The organism is Sinorhizobium sp. M4_45 (genome assembly GCF_002885915.1).
In the GTDB taxonomy this organism is placed as follows: domain Bacteria; phylum Pseudomonadota; class Alphaproteobacteria; order Rhizobiales; family Rhizobiaceae; genus Sinorhizobium; species Sinorhizobium meliloti_A.
Genome location: NZ_NWVE01000005.1, coordinates 77477 through 94234 on the forward strand (window position 1 = coordinate 77477; position 16758 = coordinate 94234).

At 64.9% G+C, this 16758-nt stretch carries 13 protein-coding genes; 3 read left to right on the forward strand and 10 right to left on the reverse strand.

The features are described from left to right. Positions 1 to 87: 87 nt before the first annotated feature. The gene (locus CN933_RS15535; protein ID WP_018097278.1) at positions 88 to 2292 is read right to left on the reverse strand and encodes a primosomal protein N'; all 2205 of its coding nucleotides are present in this window, start codon (positions 2290 to 2292) and stop codon (positions 88 to 90) included. 175 nt (positions 2293 to 2467) lie between these two features. On the opposite strand from CN933_RS15535, the gene fsa reads away from it, so the two are divergent. Then, positions 2468 to 3121: a fructose-6-phosphate aldolase gene (gene fsa / locus CN933_RS15540; RefSeq protein ID WP_003530290.1), complete on the forward strand. Its 654-nt coding sequence runs from the start codon at positions 2468 to 2470 to the stop codon at positions 3119 to 3121. A 167-nt stretch (positions 3122 to 3288) separates the two neighbouring features. Here the strand turns inward: fsa and CN933_RS15545 are convergent, their stop codons facing one another. Continuing rightward, positions 3289 to 4425, reverse strand: a complete 1137-nt coding sequence (locus CN933_RS15545) for an AAA family ATPase (RefSeq protein ID WP_018097279.1) — start codon at positions 4423 to 4425, stop codon at positions 3289 to 3291. Positions 4426 to 4434: 9 nt separating this feature from the next. Beyond that, positions 4435 to 5358, reverse strand: a complete 924-nt coding sequence (locus CN933_RS15550) for a lysophospholipid acyltransferase family protein (RefSeq protein ID WP_018097280.1) — start codon at positions 5356 to 5358, stop codon at positions 4435 to 4437. A 177-nt stretch (positions 5359 to 5535) separates the two neighbouring features. Here CN933_RS15550 and CN933_RS15555 point away from each other — a divergent pair, with 177 nt between their 5' ends. Both CN933_RS15555 and CN933_RS15560 read left to right on the forward strand, forming a co-directional pair. Further along, positions 5536 to 6471: a tyrosine recombinase XerC gene (locus CN933_RS15555; protein ID WP_180980716.1), complete on the forward strand. Its 936-nt coding sequence runs from the start codon at positions 5536 to 5538 to the stop codon at positions 6469 to 6471. Between the two features lie 86 nt (positions 6472 to 6557). Next, positions 6558 to 7634, forward strand: a complete 1077-nt coding sequence (locus tag CN933_RS15560) for a TraB/GumN family protein (protein ID WP_018097282.1) — start codon at positions 6558 to 6560, stop codon at positions 7632 to 7634. Positions 7635 to 7676: 42 nt separating this feature from the next. On the opposite strand, the gene lpdA is transcribed toward CN933_RS15560, so the two are convergent. The 7 genes from lpdA to sucD form a co-directional block, all read right to left on the reverse strand. Continuing rightward, complete coding sequence (lpdA, locus tag CN933_RS15565; protein WP_018097283.1) at positions 7677 to 9083, reverse strand: dihydrolipoyl dehydrogenase; 1407 nt, start codon at positions 9081 to 9083, stop codon at positions 7677 to 7679. Positions 9084 to 9119: 36 nt separating this feature from the next. Next, entirely contained in the window at positions 9120 to 9872 is a 753-nt protein-coding gene (locus CN933_RS15570) for an SDR family oxidoreductase (protein WP_018097284.1), read from the reverse strand. Beyond that, positions 9869 to 10369, reverse strand: coding sequence for a hypothetical protein (locus CN933_RS15575; RefSeq protein ID WP_018097285.1), 501 nt, complete (start codon positions 10367 to 10369; stop codon positions 9869 to 9871). The genes CN933_RS15570 and CN933_RS15575 overlap by 4 nt, the downstream gene beginning before the upstream one ends. Continuing rightward, on the reverse strand, positions 10369 to 11013 hold the full coding sequence (locus CN933_RS15580) for a LysE family transporter (protein WP_018097286.1): 645 nt from the start codon (positions 11011 to 11013) through the stop codon (positions 10369 to 10371). Before CN933_RS15580 ends, CN933_RS15575 begins: the two co-directional genes overlap by 1 nt. 188 nt (positions 11014 to 11201) lie before the next feature. Next, positions 11202 to 12458: a 2-oxoglutarate dehydrogenase complex dihydrolipoyllysine-residue succinyltransferase gene (gene odhB / locus CN933_RS15585; RefSeq protein WP_018097287.1), complete on the reverse strand. Its 1257-nt coding sequence runs from the start codon at positions 12456 to 12458 to the stop codon at positions 11202 to 11204. A 115-nt stretch (positions 12459 to 12573) separates the two neighbouring features. Continuing rightward, a complete protein-coding gene (locus CN933_RS15590; RefSeq protein WP_018097288.1) occupies positions 12574 to 15570 on the reverse strand; it encodes a 2-oxoglutarate dehydrogenase E1 component in 2997 nt (998 codons plus the stop codon). A gap of 280 nt (positions 15571 to 15850) precedes the next feature. Next, positions 15851 to 16753, reverse strand: a complete 903-nt coding sequence (gene sucD / locus CN933_RS15595; RefSeq protein WP_003530262.1) for a succinate--CoA ligase subunit alpha — start codon at positions 16751 to 16753, stop codon at positions 15851 to 15853. Between the last annotated feature and the right edge of the window lie 5 nt (positions 16754 to 16758).

The window sequence follows — 16758 nt, forward strand, 5'->3', positions numbered from 1 at the left end:
CGCGCCGAGCCGACGCGATGCGTGAAAGAGGTCTAGCCTATGTCCTTCCGGATGTGAATCGGTCGAAGGACGAAGATCCGGCAGTGATCACAAAAAACTCTGCGGATCGATGTCGAGCTGGACGCTGACCGATCCGCGCTCCTTGGGGCCGGCAGCGATCATCGCCCGGACGAAGGACTGCATGTCGCTGTTGCGCCGCCCGTGGACGAGAAGCCGGAAGCGATGTCGGCCGCGGATGAGCGCAAGCGGCGCTTCCGCCGGTCCGAGGATCGCTATGCCGTCGACGCGCGGCGCGGCATTGCGCAGTCCGCGGGCGTGGCCCTCGGCATCGCCGCGCGTATCGGCCGAAACGATGATCGAGGCGAGCCGGCCGAAAGGGGGCAGCACCGCCCTTTCCCGCTCATGGATCTCGCGTTCGTAGAAAGCGTCGGAATCGCCGGACACGATCGCCTGCATGACCGGATGCTGCGGCTGATAGGTCTGCAGAAGCCCGAGGCTCTTGAGGCCCGTCCGGCCGGCACGCCCCGTCACCTGGGAAAGGAGCTGGAACGTCCGTTCCGCAGCGCGCGGGTCGCCATTGGCAAGACCCAGATCCGCATCGACGATGCCGACCAGCGTCATGTTCGGGAAGTTGTGGCCCTTGGCGACGAGTTGGGTGCCGATGACGATGTCCGCCTCCCCGCGGGCGATCGCCTCGAGCTCCAGCCGCAGCCGCTTGACGCCCATCAGGTCGGAGGAGAGCACAATGGTGCGCGCGTCGGGGAAATGCCGCTCGACCTCTTCGGCGATGCGCTCCACCCCGGGGCCGCAGGCAACGAGATGATCGAGCGTGCCGCATTCCGGGCAGGCTTCCGGCGTCCTCTCCGAATAGCCGCAATGATGGCACTGGATCTGCCCGCGGAAACGGTGCTCGACCAGCCAGCTCGAGCAGTCCGGGCACTGAAAGCGATGGCCGCAGACGCGGCAGAGCGTCAGCGGCGCATAGCCGCGCCGGTTCAGGAACAGGAGCGCCTGCTCGCGCCGGCCGATCGTCTTGCCGATCTGGTTCACGAGCACCGGCGAAAGAAAGCCGCCGCGTTCCGGCGGATGGCGGCGCATATCGACTATGCCGAGATCGGGGAGCGCCGCATCGCCGAAGCGGGTGGGCAGATGGATCGGCCGGTAACGCCCCACCTCGCCGTTCACCCGGCTCTCGACCGAAGGTGTGGCGGAGACGAGCACGACCGGAAAATTGCCGATCCGCCCGCGTACCACGGCCATATCGCGCGCATTGTAGAAGACGCGGTCCTCCTGCTTGTAGGCGGGGTCGTGCTCCTCGTCGACGATGATGAGGCCGAGATCCTCGAAGGGCAGGAAAAGCGCCGAGCGGGCGCCGGCGACGACGCGCACCTGGCCGGTCGTCACCTGCCGCCAGACCTTTTCCCGCGTGCGCGGCGCGAGATCGGAATGCCACTCCGCGGGCTTCGCGCCGAAGCGCTCCTGGAAGCGTTCGAGGAAGCTTGCGGTCAGCGCGATCTCCGGCAGCAGGATCAGGACCTGCTTGCCGGCGCGCAACGTCGCCGCTATCGCCTCGAAATAGACCTCCGTCTTGCCGGAACCGGTAATGCCGTCGATCAGCGATACCGAGAATTTCCGCTCCTCGACGGCGACCAGCAGGTCGGCAGCCGCCTGCCTCTGCGGGCCTTCGAGGCGCGGCGCGGCGAAAGCCGGATCCGGCGCGGCGACGACCGGCGGCGGCGGCATGAACACGGTCTCGAACACGCCCTGCGACGTCAGGCCGTCGATGACGCTGGACGAGACCCCCGCGGCATGGGCAAGCCCCGAGCGGGTCCAGGAAAGCCCGTCGCTCGCGGTGGCGAGGACGCGCTCGCGCGCCGCAGTCATCCGTTCCGGCCGCATCTCGGTCAGACGCAGGGCCTCCACCATCGGCTCCGGATCGAACGCGGCCGGCGCCCGGAGTGCCATCCGGGCGACGAGGCCCGGCGGCGTCAGCGTGTAGCTCGCCACCCAATCAAGAAAGGCGCGCATGTCCGGGCCGAGCGGCGGGCAGTCGAAGACCTTCTCGATCTGCTTCAGCTTTTTCGGATCGACGCCGCCGTCGTCTTCGCCGTCCCACACGACGCCGACGACGAAACGGGGGCCGAGCGGCACCTGAACGATCGATCCCGGCTCGACCGCCATGCCGTCGGGCACCGCGTAGGAATAGGCCCTCGGCGCCGGCATGGGCACCAGGACGGGCACCACCCGGCGGTCGAGTACGGGGCCGAATAAATCGGTTGAATCAAGAGTCATTTTGCCGTGACCTTGCCACCGCTTTCAGTTAAAGAAAACTCGCAGCGAACCGCTGCCTTGCGGAAAGCAGGGTTTGTCACGGTTCCAACCGAGTTTCAACGCGCGCGATATCCGCCATGGAATTTCCTGCTGTGGAGATGCGCCCGAAACGGCTGAGTGCCAAAGGAAGACTCCGATGAAATTTTTCGTTGATACCGCCGATGTGAAGGACATCCGGGAACTGAACGATCTCGGCCTGCTCGACGGCGTCACCACAAATCCGTCATTGATCCTGAAGGCGGGCCGCGACATCGTCGAGGTTACCAAGGAAATCTGCTCGATCGTCGAAGGACCGGTTTCGGCCGAAGTGACCGCGACCGAATACAGCGCGATGATGAAGGAAGCGGCCGCGCTTTCGAAGATCGCCGACAATATCTGCATCAAGCTGCCGCTGACGCTCGACGGTCTCAAGGCCTGCAAGGCGCTGACCTCGGACGGCCACCAGACCAATGTGACGCTGTGCTTCTCGGCAAACCAGGCGCTGCTCGCCGCCAAGGCCGGCGCGACCTTCGTCTCGCCGTTCATCGGCCGCCTCGACGATATCGCCGTCGACGGCATGGACCTGATCCGCGAAATCCGCCAGATCTTCGACAATTACGGCTACGAGACGGAGATCCTCGCCGCCTCGGTGCGCACGGTCAACCACGTCAAGGAGGCCGCCCTCATCGGCGCCGACGTCGTCACCGCCCCGCCGGCAACGCTGAAGGCCCTGGTCAAGCACCCGCTGACCGACAAGGGCCTCGAAATGTTCCTCGCCGACTGGGCCAAGACCGGCCAGAAGATCGCCTGATCCTCCGCATCGAACGGAATTGACAAGGGGCCTCGCAGTGATGCGGGGCCTTTTTTCCGAGTTCGCCCGTCTTCTAAAGGTCGCTCTGCAGGCGGGCGAGGGGACGAGCACGCGGCCGTCATGTTGCCCTGCCTGCAGGGTGGCCGGCAGGCCAGATAAGAGAGCCCTTACTCGTCCTCCTCTTCGACCGCGCCGGTAAGGCGCATGCCGTCGATCCAGGTGGCTCCGTCCTTGCGAATCACACGCCGCGGACGAACGCCGCATTGCTGCCGGACCAGCTCGGCCAGGCGTTCGGAATGCGTGACGATCCAGATCTGGCTTTCCCGCGCGGCACTGGCGACCATGGCAGCCAGTGCCGGCAGCATATCCGGATGAAGGCTCGTCTCGGGCTCGTTGAGCGCGATGAACCGGGGACGGCGATAGGATAACAGCGCCGCCGCAAGTGCCAGGAAACGCATCTGCCCGTCCGAAAGCTCGCGCGGCGAAAATGCCCGGTGCGGAAAGTCCGGAAAGACGAGCGAGAATTCGGCGAACTGGCCGGGTTCGGGCACCTGCAGGCGGGCGCCTGCAAATGCGTCGGCAACCGCGCGATCGAGATCGACCGTATCCTGCCTCGTGTGCCGGAGTGTCGCGAAGACGGCGGCCATGTTGGCGCCGGTTTCGTCCAGCAATGGCGCGGTGATGGCGAGGCAGGGCATCCGCAGCGGCGATTCGCGGTCGGTGCGAAAGCCGTGAAAGAACCGCCATTGGTCGACCGCCCGGCGGAAGCTGCCGATTTCAGGGTAGTGGCCGGCGTCGCCGAGCAGCGCGATAGCCGTCTCCGAGGTCATCGCCTGCTCCGGATAGTCCACCATCCGGCCGCCCTCGCCGCGCACGAAGATACCGGGGCCGCTGCGCTTCATCACCGGAACCGGGCGCCGGCCCGTCTCGATCGTGAGCTCCTCCTCCTTGACCTGCGGCTCATAGGCGAAACCCGCCGCCGCTTTTGGCGGGCGGAAACCCGCCTCGATCCGGTAGCGGAAGGTGATCGCTCGCTCCTCGTCGATCAGTTCGGCGTCCAGCCGAATACGCGCCGGCTTGCCGACGCGCTGCGGGCCGCTCCAGATGGCGGACGCCATGCCGCCTTCTTCCGCAATCTCGCGGGCGAGATGGCCTCTCACGGCAGCCTGAACCAGCTGCAGGGCACGATAGAGGTTGGACTTCCCGACGCCGTTCTCTCCGATGAACAGATTGACGCCGGCCAAATCCATTCGGATCGAGCGCAGCGACCGGTAGTTCTCGGCGAACATCGAGCGAAGCATCATGGTGACGGCTTAGCCCGCTGCAACCGCCCTGGCAGACAGCTCGAACGCCGCGTCGCTGTCGGCAGCCAGTGCGTGTACCGTATGACGCTCCAGCGCACGCGTCACCTCCACCGGATCGCCGTCGAGCGCATCCGCCGGAATGAGATTGCCGATCCGGAAGTCGAAGCGGTCGCCCTTCTTGTTGAGGAGTTCGTGGAACACAGTCATGTCGCGCAGTTCCGTCGACCATTTGGCAAACCAGTAGAAGAGGCCGGAATTGCGCGCGCTCATATGCACCGGCAGGATCGGCAGGCCGTATTTGCGCGCGAAGCCGACCGCCGAGCTCTTCCAGGGGCGCTCGTTGAGCCGTCCCTCGGCCCAATAGGCGATGCGGCCGGAGGGGAAGAGCACGGTCGCCTTGCCCGCCTCGATGGCCCTGTTCGTCACCTGCAGCGTTTCGCGCGCCTTGAGCTTCGACTTGTATTCCTCGCGCCATTCGACCGGAATGACCATTTCCACGAAGCGCGGATTGACGCGGATCGCGTCGCGGTTCGCAAAGAACATCATGTCCGGCCGCCGGCTCTTCAGGAGATCGAAGACGGCGATGCCGTCGGCGATCCCCGTCGGATGGTTGCTGACGAGCAGGAACCCGCCCTTCTCGGGAATGCGCTCCGGCTTGTCGGCGCGGATCTCGAGAGCGAGAAGGGAACTCAGATGCTCGAAGGCCTGGAAGCCCGGCATATTGGCGACGGCATTGGCGAACTCGATCGCCTTGCGGTAGTTGAGCAGCGTGTAGAGAAAGGGCCGCATGACGGGCCACAGGGGATGGCAGACGATCTTCTGGCCGCGTTCCGCGATCAGCGTATCGACGATATGGCCGGGACGCCCTTGCGAGACCAGCGCAACTGCCTCCGCAAAATGCGCCAGAGCGCTCGCCGAATCACGTCTCGACATTGTCCCATCCGCTGTTGCTGGCCGAACATTGCAGTTCAATATGATCGAACAATGACAAATTCCAAGAGGCCGCAGCAGCAAACTTCAGCACGTTAGCAAAAACATAACACGCCCGATGCGATGCTCCGAGCCTGGATCAGTGAGCGCACCGCGCTGATGAACCCGCCGGGCCCGATGATGAACGAACTTCTTGCCATAGGCCATCCCGAAGTGATGGCGGAACGAAGGCGCTGGCTTGCGAGCCTCGCCGAGGAACGCCGGTTGTCCGAAAAGACGGTCGACGCCTATGAACGCGACACGCGGCAGTTCCTGACATTCCTGACCGGGCACCTCGCCGGTCCGCCGCGGCTCTCGGATATTCGCGCCCTTCGCCCCGCGGATCTGCGCGGCTTCCTGGCACAGCGCCGCAAGGGAGGCGCCGGCGCGCGCACGCTCGGTCGCGGCCTGGCAGGTCTGCGTTCCTTCCTGCGCTATCTCGAGAGAAACGGGCTCGCCAATGCGGCGGGTGCAGGGGCGGTGCGGTCCCCGAAGCAGCCGAAGTCTCTCCCCAAGGCATTGACCGACCGGGAAGCCCTGAAGGTCGTCACCGCGGACGCGCAACTGGCCGAGGAGCCCTGGATCGCGGCGCGCAATGCCGCAGTGCTGACCCTGCTCTATGTCTGCGGCCTGCGGATAGCGGAGGCGCTGGACCTGACCCCCGCCGATTTCTCAGGACCGGTGACGTCGCTCAGGGTCACCGGAAAGGGCGGCAAGACACGGATCGTGCCGATGATCGCCGCCGCCGCCGAAGCGGTCGAGACCTATCGAAAGCTCTGCCCCTACCATATCGAGCCCGGTGAGCCGATTTTCCGCGGCGCCCGCGGCGCGAAGCTCCAGCCGGCGATCATCCAGCGCGAGATGCAGAAGCTGCGCGCCGCACTCGGCCTGCCGGATTCGGCGACACCGCACGCGCTGCGCCACTCTTTCGCGACGCATCTTCTGGCGGGCGGAGGGGATCTCCGCACCATCCAGGAACTGCTCGGCCATGCCAGCCTGTCGACCACGCAGGTCTATACCGGCGTCGATTCGGCACGGCTTCTGGAAATCTACGACCGCGCCCATCCGCGCGCCTAAAATCTGACGTCCTTGGCCGTTAACCAAGCGTGTTAAGGAACCCGTGACCGTGGGGGAGTAGGGTTCCGTCAATGCCGGGGGCATCCATGAACACTTTCACCAGACCCGTCCGCGATCTCGCGGCCAAGGCGGCCGACGGCCTGTTGTGGCTGACGGCACTGCTCAATCTACTGACGGCGGCGAGCCTCGTTGCCGCCCTGCTCCATGTGTCGGAGGCACGGGCGGAAGAGACGGACTGCGCCGGCAGCAACATCTTGACCGGCCTCGAACATTCGGATCCGGCCCGCCTGGCGGCGCTGCGCGCGGAAGCGGCGGCGGTGCCCAACGGAAAGGGCCTGCTTTGGAAGATCGAAGGGCACGGTCAGGCGCCCTCCTTCCTGCTCGGCACCATGCATGTCACCGATCCGCGCGTGCTGGCGATGCCCGGCGGCGCGACGGAGGCCTTCGCAAGGGCTGAGACGGTGATCGTCGAGTCCGACGAGATCGTCGACCAGAACAGGGCAACCGCCGCGATCATGATGCAGCCGGAACTGACCATGTTCACCGGCGACAAGACGATCAACGATTTCCTGAAACCGGAGGACCGCGCGCTTCTCGAAAGCGGTCTCAAGGCGCGCGGCATCCCTCTGCCGCTCGTCACCAAGATGAAGCCCTGGATGATTGCCAGCTTCGTCGCCCTGCCGGCCTGCGAATTCTCGCGCAAGGCGGCCGGTGCCTCCTTCCTCGACAAGAAGCTCGCCGAGGACGCGTTGAGGGAGGGCAAGACGCTCAAGGGTCTCGAAACGCTGGTCGAGCAGCTTTCGGCAATGGATTCGCTGCCGGTCGAAATGCATCTCAAGGCACTGATCGAAACGCTTGCTCTCGGCAAGACGATCGACGACGTGATGACGACGACCACCGATCTCTACCTCTCCGGCGAGACGGGCACGATCATGCCCATGATGAAACTCGCCTCCGCTGGTATTTCATCCGACGACGCCGGCTATGCCGAATTCGAGCAGCGCATCATCATCGATCGCAACAGGATCATGGCAGATCGCGCCGCGCCCCTCCTGAAGGGCGGCGGCGTGTTCATGGCCGTGGGCGCGCTGCACCTTCCCGGGAAGGAAGGCCTCGTCGAACTCCTGCGTCAGCAGGGGTTCACTGTGACGCAGGTGGAATGACCGGCCGGTCAATGCGGTGGGAGGGCAGGGCCCTCCCGATAATCACATGTGGATCGGCTTGGCGAAGGTGGCGAGCGCCGCTTCCTTTACCGCCTCAGACATCGTCGGATGGGCGTGGCAGGTGCGGCCGAGGTCCTCCGACGATCCGCCGAACTCCATCAGCACCGCGATCTCGTGGATCATTTCGCCGGCGCCGAAGCCGATGATGTGGCCGCCGAGCACGCGGTCGGTCTCCTTGTCCGCAAGGATCTTCACGAAGCCGTCCGTTTGCAGCATTGCGCGGGCGCGGCCATTGGCGGTGAAGGGGAACTTGCCGACCTTGTAGGCGACGCCCGCGGCCTTCAGCTCTTCCTCGGTCTTGCCGACCGAGGCGACCTCCGGCTGGGTATAGACGACGCCCGGAATGACGTCGTAGTTCACGTGGCCGGCCTGGCCTGCGATGATCTCGGCGACGGCAACGCCTTCGTCCTCGGCCTTGTGCGCCAGCATCGGCCCACGCACGACGTCGCCGATCGCATAGACGCCGGTGATGCTCGTCTGAAAATGCTGGTCGATCTCGACGCGGCCGCGCGAATCGAGAACGACGCCCGCCTTGGCGAGACCCAAGCCGTCCGTCGAGGGCTTGCGTCCGGTAGCGATGAGCACGACCTCCGCATCGAGCGTGGTCGCATCGCCGCCCTTCACCGGTTCGAAAGTGACCTTGGCACCGTCGCCCGATTTCACGACACCGGTCACCTTGGCGCCGAGTTTGAAGTCGATGCCCTGCTTGGTCAGCATCCGCTGAAGCTGCTTGGCAACCTCGCCGTCCATGCCGCCGAGAATCGTGTCGAGGTATTCGACCACGGTCACCTTTGCGCCGAGACGCGCCCAGACGGAGCCGAGCTCGAGACCGATGACGCCGCCGCCGACGACGATCATGCTCGCCGGGACCTTTTCGAGCGCGAGTGCCCCGGTCGAGGAAACGATCACCTTTTCGTCGAACGCGACCTCCACGCCAGGAATGCCGGCGACATCCGAACCGGTGGCGATGACGACGTTCTTCGCCTCGAGCTCCTGCTCCTCTCCGTTTTCGTTCGTGACCGAGACCTTGCCCTGGCCGAGAACCTTGCCGGTACCCTGGAAGCCGTCGATCTTGTTCTTCTTGAAGAGGAAGGAGACGCCGTCGACATTGGACTTAACGGTCGCGTCCTTGTGGGCCATCATCTTCTGAAGGTTGAGCTTCGGGCTTGCGACCTCGACTCCCAACGCCTCCAGGCCGTGCTGCGCCTGATGGAACATTTCGGAAGCATGCAGCAGCGCCTTGGAGGGGATGCAGCCGACATTCAGGCATGTGCCGCCATAGGTGCTGCGCTTCTCGACCACGGCAACCTTCATGCCGAGCTGCGCCGCCTTGATGGCGCAGACATAGCCGCCGGGGCCGCTTCCGATAACGATGAGATCATAGGCCATTTGATAATCCTTCTTGGGAGGACGGTCTTGGGAGGGCTACCGCCCGCCACTGACGGTGAGAATGGTTCCCGTCACGTAAGTCGCCTTGTCGGACAGGAGATAGAGAATTGCATCGGCAACCTCGCCCGCCGTTCCGGGCCGCTGCATCGGGATCGTGGGTGCGAGGTCGCGGGCGCGGTCGGGCAGCCCGCCGGAGGCATGAATTTCCGTATCGATGACGCCGGGCCGGACCGCGTTCACGCGTATGCCCTCGGTGGCAACTTCACGCGCCAGGCCGACCGTGAAGCTGTCGATCGCGCCCTTCGTGGCGGCGTAGTCGACATATTGCCCCGGCGCGCCAAGCACGGCGGCGATGGAGGAGAGATTGACGATCGAGCCGCCCCGCCCGCCGTGGCGCGTCGACATCCGGAGCACCGCCTCGGCGGCGCAACGGATGGAGCCCGTCACGTTGGTGCGGAACAGCCGCTCGATCCGCTCGGGCGAAACCTCGTCTACGCGCTGCGGCGGACCGATGATCCCGGCATTGTTGACGAGGCCGTCGAGACGGCCGAAGGCGGTGTCGACGGCTGCAAAGATCGCCTTCACCCCCTCTTCCCTGCCCACGTCGCCCTCGACGGAAACGGCCGTGCCGCCGGCCTCCGCGATGCGACGGACCACGTCCTCGGCCGCATCGCGATTGGACGCATAGTTGACGGCGACCCGCCAGCCTTCGCTGGCCGCGGCAAGCGCGACCGCGGCGCCGATGCCGCGGCTGCCCCCGGTGACGAGAAGTACAGGTCCGCTGCTCATGATCCACACCCCTTGAACTGGAAGACATCCGAACTGTCGGTGGTGCCCTTGCCTTCGCCCCAGGCACTCGATTCACGCAGCGACGGTCCGAAATCCGGAAGCAGGATCCGATCGGCTGCGGGCGCGTCCTCTGGCTGAAGCAGCCCGATCTGGCCGGCCTTGTCGACCGCATAGATCGGGCCCTGCCAGACGGTGCAGGCCTCGAGTTCCGCGCCGGTCACGTCGCCGGTCGGGCAGTCGTTCATGACGATCCCGTTCGCCCGCAGCGGTTCACCGGACTGCATCACGACGCCATCGAGCAGAAGGCCGGTGTCCCCGATCCTGATCTTGAAGTGATTGCTGGTGACTGCTGCCTCCGATCCGACGGGCTCGAAGCGCAGCTCATAGGTTCCGGCCGGGTCGGCGTAGACCGCCTGCGCCTGGGTGCACTCGTCCGCAAGGGCCGGTGCTGCCGAAAGCATAAGCGAAACGAAGAGAACGTTGCGGCCGCAGATCATCACGCGGCCTTTTCCGTCGCCAGCTTCAGTCCGAGAGCGATGAAGACCATGCCACTCGCCCGGTCGATCCATTTGCTCGCGCGCGTGAAGGCCGCCCGCATCCGCGGCGTCGTCATGAACAGGCTGACCCCGACGAACCAGAGGATCAGCGCGCTCGCCATGACGAAGCCATAGCCGAACTTGACCGTCATCGGCGTATGGGCGCTGACGACCGTCGAGAAGATGGACAGGAAGAAGAAGACCGCCTTGGGATTGAGCGCGTTGGCGGCAAAGCCGAGGCCGAAGGCCTTCAGCGCCGACTGCTGCCTGCGGGCTTCGCCGGTCTCGGCCGCTGCCTCGACCGCGATTTCCGTCTGGCCGGCGCGAAGGGCTTTGATGCCGATGTAGATCAGGTAGGCGACGCCGCACCACTTGACGATGTTGAAGAGGTAGATCGACTGCGAGATGATCAGCCCGAGGCCGAGAATGGTGTAGGTCACGTGGAACATCAGCGACGCGCCGATGCCGAAGGAGGTGACGATCGCCGCGCGGCGGCCGTGCACCAGCGATTGGCGCAGCACCATGGCGAGGTCGGCGCCGGGCGAAACGATGGCGAAGGTGAAGATCGCCATTAGCGAAGCGAGTTCGATCAGATAGCTCATCATGGTTGCGACCGGTGCTTACGATGCCAACTGTCCGGGATGCGCGCATAGCGTGCCCCCAAAACCTAACCTCTGGTTCCGTGGCTGTCGATGCCCGTCAGACGTGCGTCCCGGTCCGGGCATCGGTGGAGATGGAAACGGGGGCACGCGGCCCCCGCCATTCAGGCCGATCCCGCCTAGATCACCGTAATCTAGAGATCCAGCACCAGGCGTTCCGGATCCTCGAGGCTTTCCTTGACGCGCACGAGGAAGGTCACCGCTTCCTTGCCGTCGACGATGCGGTGATCGTAGGAGAGCGCCAGATACATCATCGGCCGGATGACGACCTGACCGCCGATCGCGACCGGGCGGTCCTGGATCTTGTGCATGCCGAGGATGCCCGATTGCGGAGCGTTGAGGATCGGCGAGGACATCAGCGAACCGTAGACGCCGCCGTTGGAGATGGTGAAGGTGCCGCCCTGCATGTCGGCCATGGCCAGCGTTCCGTCGCGCGCTGCCTTGCCGAGACGGCCGATTTCCTTCTCGATTTCGGCGATCGACATCTGGTCGGCATCGCGCACGACGGGCACGACGAGGCCCTTGTCGGTACCGACGGCGACGCCGACGTGGCAGAAGTTCTTGTAGATGATCTCGGTGCCGTCGACCTCGGCGTTGACAGCCGGCAACTCCTTCAGCGCATGCGTCACCGCCTTGGTGAAGAAGCCCATGAAGCCGAGCTTCACGCCGTGCTTCTTCTCGAAGATGTCCTTGTACTTCGAGCGCAGGCTCATGACGGCGCTCATGTCCACCTCGTTATAGGTGGTGAGCATAGCCGCAGTGTTCTGCGCGTCCTTCAAGCGCCGGGCGATCGTCTGCCGCAGGCGGGTCATCTTCACGCGCTCTTCGCGAGAGGCATCTTCCGCCGGTGCCGGCGCGCGGGCCTGGATCTTGGCCGGCTCGGCTGCAGCCGGAGCCGAAATGCCCTTGGCGACGGCCGCGAGCACGTCACCCTTCAGCACCTGGCCACGCTTGCCCGAGCCGTCGATCTGATCGGCCGAAAGACTGTTCTCGGCCATGAGCTTGGCAGCCGCCGGTGCCGGCGGCATCGACGTGGACGTCTGCGTCGCGGCAGCGGCGGCCGGCTGTGCGGCCGCAGCCGGAGCAGCGGTAGCCGCCGCAGGCTCAGGCTTCTTCTCGGCCGCAGCCGGCGCAGCGGCGGCAGCACCCGCGCCGCCCTCGGAGATCTGGCCGAGCAGCGCGCCGAGGCCGACGGTTTCGCCCGCCTGCGCGACGATTTCGCTGAGCGTGCCGGCGGCCGGGGCCGGGACTTCGATCGTCACCTTGTCGGTCTCGAGCTCGAGGATCGGCTCGTCGGCCTTGATCGCGTCGCCGACCTTCTTGAACCAGGTGCCGACGGTCGCTTCGCTGACGGATTCGCCAAGAGTGGGAACGCGGATTTCTGTTGCCATGAGTTTTGTTCCGTTGATCAGATTTCTGTTTCTAGCTCTTCGAGTTACGCGCTCCCGGACGGAAAACCGCTACGCTGAAAGTGCCTCAGCGAGCGGCAGACCGTGAGGGGCTTGGTCAGCCCCCCAGCGCATCCTCGAGGAAGGCGGCAAGCTGAGCCAGATGCTTGGACATCAGGCCGGTCGCCGGCGAAGCGGCGGCCGGACGGCCGGTATAGCGCACCCGCTGGTACTTGGCATCGATATGGGCAAGGACCCACTCCAGATAGGGATCGATGAATGCCCAGGCGCCCATGTTCTTCGGCTCTTCCTGGCACCAGACCATCTCCGCGTTGCGGAAGCGGCTGAGCTCGTTGATGAGCGCCTTGGCCGGGAACGGATAGAGCTGCTCGACGCGCAGCAGGTAGATGTCGTCGATGCCGCGCTTCTCGCGCTCCTCCAGAAGGTCGTAATAGACCTTGCCCGAGCACATGACGACGCGACGGATCTTCGAATCCTTCTGCAGCTTGATCGGACCGTCCTTGATGACCTCGGCATCGTCCCAGAGGAGACGATGGAAGGAGCTCTCGCCGGCCATTTCCGACAGGCTGGAGACCGCCCGCTTGTGACGCAGCAGCGACTTCGGCGTCATCAGGATCAGCGGCTTGCGGAAATCGCGCTTCACCTGACGGCGCAGGATGTGGAAATAGTTCGCCGGGGTCGTGACGTTGGCGACCTGCATGTTGTCTTCCGCGCAAAGCTGCAGGAAGCGTTCCAGCCGGGCGGAGGAATGCTCCGGCCCCTGACCCTCGTAGCCGTGCGGCAGCAGGCAGACGAGGCCCGACATGCGCAGCCACTTGCGCTCGCCCGACGAGATGAACTGGTCGAAGACCACCTGCGCGCCGTTGGCGAAGTCGCCGAACTGGGCTTCCCAGAGCGTCAGGGCGTTCGGGCGAGCAAGCGAATAGCCGTATTCGAAGCCGAGGACGGCCTCTTCCGAGAGCATCGAGTTGATGACCTCGTAGCGTGCCTGGGTCGGCGACAGGTTGGCGAGCGGAATGTAGCGCTCTTCGGTCTCCTGATCGTAGAGAACCGAATGGCGCTGGGAAAAGGTGCCGCGCTCGCAATCCTGACCGGACAGGCGGATCTTGGTGCCCTCGGTCACCAGCGTACCGAAGGCGAGCGCTTCCGCCATCGCCCAGTCGATGCCCTCGCCGGTCTGGATCATGTTGGCGCGGTTTTCCATGAAGCGCTGGATTGTGCGGTGCGCGCTGAAGCCGGCCGGAATTTCGGACAGCTTGCGACCGACCTCCTTCAACTGCTTCATCGGCACCGAGGTGCGCCCGCGGCGCTGCTCATCCTGGTTGTCGGCCGTGCGCAGGCCCGACCAGGCGCCGTCGAGCCAGTCGGCCTTGTTCGGCTTGTAGGACTGACCCGCCTCGAATTCCTGTTCGAGATGGGCGCGCCAATCGGCCTTCATCTTCTCGACTTCGCCTTCGCTGATCAGGCCCTGGGCGATCAGCCGGTCCGAATAGAGCTGGACGACGGTCTTGTGCGCACGGATCGCCTTGTACATCTTCGGCTGCGTGAACGCCGGCTCGTCGCCCTCGTTGTGACCGAAGCGGCGGTAGCAGAACATGTCGATGACGACCGGCTTGTGGAACTTCATCCGGAATTCGGTCGCGACCTTGGCCGCATAGACCACCGCTTCCGGATCGTCACCATTCACGTGGAATATCGGCGCCTCGATCATCTTCGCCACGTCCGACGGATAGGGCGAGGAACGCGAGAAGGCCGGGTTCGTGGTGAAGCCGATCTGGTTGTTGATGATGAAATGCACCGTGCCGCCGACACGATGCCCGCGCAGGCCGGAGAGGCCGAGAATTTCGGCGACCACACCCTGGCCGGCAAAGGCCGCGTCGCCGTGCAGGATCAGCGGCATGACCTTGACGCGTTCGCGCAGCGGAATGATGTCGCCTTCGAATACGGTCGCCATCTGGTCCTGCTTGGCGCGCGCCTTGCCCATGACGACCGGATTGACGATCTCGAGATGCGACGGGTTTGCCGTCAGCGACAGGTGGACCTTGTTGCCGTCGAACTCGCGGTCCGAGGAAGCGCCCAGGTGATACTTGACGTCGCCGGAGCCTTCCACGTCATCGGGCGTGTAGGAGCCGCCCTTGAACTCGTGGAAGATGGCGCGGTGCGGCTTGGCCATGACCTGCGAGAGAACGTTGAGGCGGCCGCGATGCGCCATGCCCAGCACGATCTCCTTGAGGCCGAGCTGGCCGCCGCGCTTGATGATCTGCTCGAGCGCCGGGATCAGGGATTCGCCGCCGTCGACCCCGAAGCGCTTGGTGCCCTTGTACTTGACGTCGATGAACTGCTCGAAGCCTTCCGCCTCGATGAGCTTCTGCAGGATCGCCTTCTTGCCCTCGGGGGTGAATTCGACGCCCTTGTCCGGGCCTTCGATGCGTTCCTGTATCCAGCCCTTCTCTTCCGGGTTGGACATATGCATGAATTCGACGCCGATCGTCGAACAATAGGTCCGCTCGAGGATCTCGACCATCTCGCGCACGGTCGCATATTCGAGGCCGAGCACGTTGTCGATGAAGATCTTGCGGTCGTAGTCCTTCTCTTCGAAGCCGTAGGTCTTCGGGGAGAGTTCGTCGTAATCCTCGACCGGATCCGCAAGGCCGAGCGGGTCGAGCTTGGCGTGCAGGTGGCCGCGCATGCGATAGGCGCGGATCATCATGATGGCGCGGACGGAATCGCGCGTCGACTGATGCACCTCGGCCTCGCTGAGCGCCACGCCGGCAGCGGCTGCGGCCTCCTCGGCCTTGGCCTTGACCTTTTTTTCGATGACCTTCTCGACCGTGCCCCAGTCGCCGTCGAGGGCCGAGACGAGTTCGCCATTGGCGGGAATCGGCCAGTTCTGCTTCTTCCAGGAGGCGCCCTTGGCCGCCCTCACCACATCTTCGGGCCGGTCGGCAAGCGCCTTGAAGAAGGACTGCCACTCGGCCGAAACGGATGAGGGGTCCGCTTCATAGCGCGCATGGAGCTGCTCGATATAGGCGGCATTGGCGCCGTCCAGAAAGGATGTGAGCTGGAATTGCTCGTTGGCCTCTTGCCTTGTCATGGTCTATCGCGGACTTCAGCCCGCCTCCTGACTTAAGTTGGTGTGCCGGGTTGTCCCGGTCGTGTTTGCCTTCTGCCGGATCGGCGCCCTTCAACGGTCAGGCGCGTCGTTCCGGCTGCGTCGGCCCGATTCCGGCTGTTCGCCATCTGCACTGGACTTGACGCTCATCATCGTATCTTTCGTGGCTCCAATGGGGCGGCATGGCCTGCCGCCCCGCTGCACAGTGCCACGGCGACCTTTATGCGTCCGGCAGGACGCGCGGGCGCCGTGGGATTGTTCGTCAGCCCTTCAGGACTTCGACCAGCGTCTTGCCGAGGCGTGCGGGCGAAGGCGAGACGCGGATCCCGGCCGATTCCATCGCCGCAATCTTGTCTTCCGCACCACCCTTGCCGCCGGAGATGACGGCGCCGGCATGGCCCATCGTGCGGCCGGGAGGCGCGGTACGGCCCGCGATGAAGCCGACCATCGGCTTCTTGCGGCCGCGCTTCGCCTCGTCCTTCAGGAACTGCGCCGCTTCCTCTTCGGCCGAGCCGCCGATCTCGCCGATCATGATGATCGACTTGGTCTCGTCGTCTGCGAGGAACATTTCCAGCACGTCGATGAACTCGGTGCCCTTGACCGGGTCGCCGCCGATGCCGACTGCCGTCGTCTGGCCGAGGCCTTCATTGGTGGTCTGGAACACCGCCTCGTAGGTCAGCGTGCCGGAGCGCGAAAGCACGCCGACCGAACCCTTGCGGAAGATGTTGCCCGGCATGATGCCGATCTTGCACTCGTCCGGCGTCAGCACGCCCGGGCAGTTCGGGCCGATGAGGCGCGAAGACGACTTTTCGAGCCGGGCCTTGACCTTCACCATGTCGGCGACGGGAATGCCCTCGGTGATGCAGACGATGAGCGGGATTTCCGCATCGATCGCTTCGATGATCGCCGCAGCGGCACCGGCCGGCGGGACATAGATCACGGAAGCGTTGGCGCCGGTCGCATCGCGGCCCTCGGCGACCGTCGCGAAGATCGGCAGCTGCTCGCCCTTGGCACCGGTCCAGGTCTCGCCGCCCTTCTTCGGGTGGATGCCGCCGACCATCTTGGTGCCGTTATAGGCGAGTGCCTGCTCGGTGTGGAAGGTACCGGTCTTGCCGGTGAGGCCCTGAACGAGAACCTTGGTGTCTTTGTTGATCAGGATGGACATGAAAC

What these genes read in the sequence shown, in the direction of transcription:
- CN933_RS15535 (WP_018097278.1), bottom strand. Translation starts at nt 2,292, where the DNA reads ATGACTCTTGATTCAACCGATTTATTCGGCCCCGTACTCGACCGCCGG.
- fsa (WP_003530290.1), top strand. Translation starts at nt 2,468, where the DNA reads ATGAAATTTTTCGTTGATACCGCCGATGTGAAGGACATCCGGGAACTG.
- CN933_RS15545 (WP_018097279.1), bottom strand. Translation starts at nt 4,425, where the DNA reads ATGATGCTTCGCTCGATGTTCGCCGAGAACTACCGGTCGCTGCGCTCG.
- CN933_RS15550 (WP_018097280.1), bottom strand. Translation starts at nt 5,358, where the DNA reads ATGTCGAGACGTGATTCGGCGAGCGCTCTGGCGCATTTTGCGGAGGCA.
- CN933_RS15555 (WP_180980716.1), top strand. Translation starts at nt 5,536, where the DNA reads ATGAACGAACTTCTTGCCATAGGCCATCCCGAAGTGATGGCGGAACGA.
- CN933_RS15560 (WP_018097282.1), top strand. Translation starts at nt 6,558, where the DNA reads ATGAACACTTTCACCAGACCCGTCCGCGATCTCGCGGCCAAGGCGGCC.
- lpdA (WP_018097283.1), bottom strand. Translation starts at nt 9,083, where the DNA reads ATGGCCTATGATCTCATCGTTATCGGAAGCGGCCCCGGCGGCTATGTC.
- CN933_RS15570 (WP_018097284.1), bottom strand. Translation starts at nt 9,872, where the DNA reads ATGAGCAGCGGACCTGTACTTCTCGTCACCGGGGGCAGCCGCGGCATC.
- CN933_RS15575 (WP_018097285.1), bottom strand. Translation starts at nt 10,369, where the DNA reads ATGATCTGCGGCCGCAACGTTCTCTTCGTTTCGCTTATGCTTTCGGCA.
- CN933_RS15580 (WP_018097286.1), bottom strand. Translation starts at nt 11,013, where the DNA reads ATGATGAGCTATCTGATCGAACTCGCTTCGCTAATGGCGATCTTCACC.
- odhB (WP_018097287.1), bottom strand. Translation starts at nt 12,458, where the DNA reads ATGGCAACAGAAATCCGCGTTCCCACTCTTGGCGAATCCGTCAGCGAA.
- CN933_RS15590 (WP_018097288.1), bottom strand. Translation starts at nt 15,570, where the DNA reads ATGACAAGGCAAGAGGCCAACGAGCAATTCCAGCTCACATCCTTTCTG.
- sucD (WP_003530262.1), bottom strand. Translation starts at nt 16,753, where the DNA reads ATGTCCATCCTGATCAACAAAGACACCAAGGTTCTCGTTCAGGGCCTC.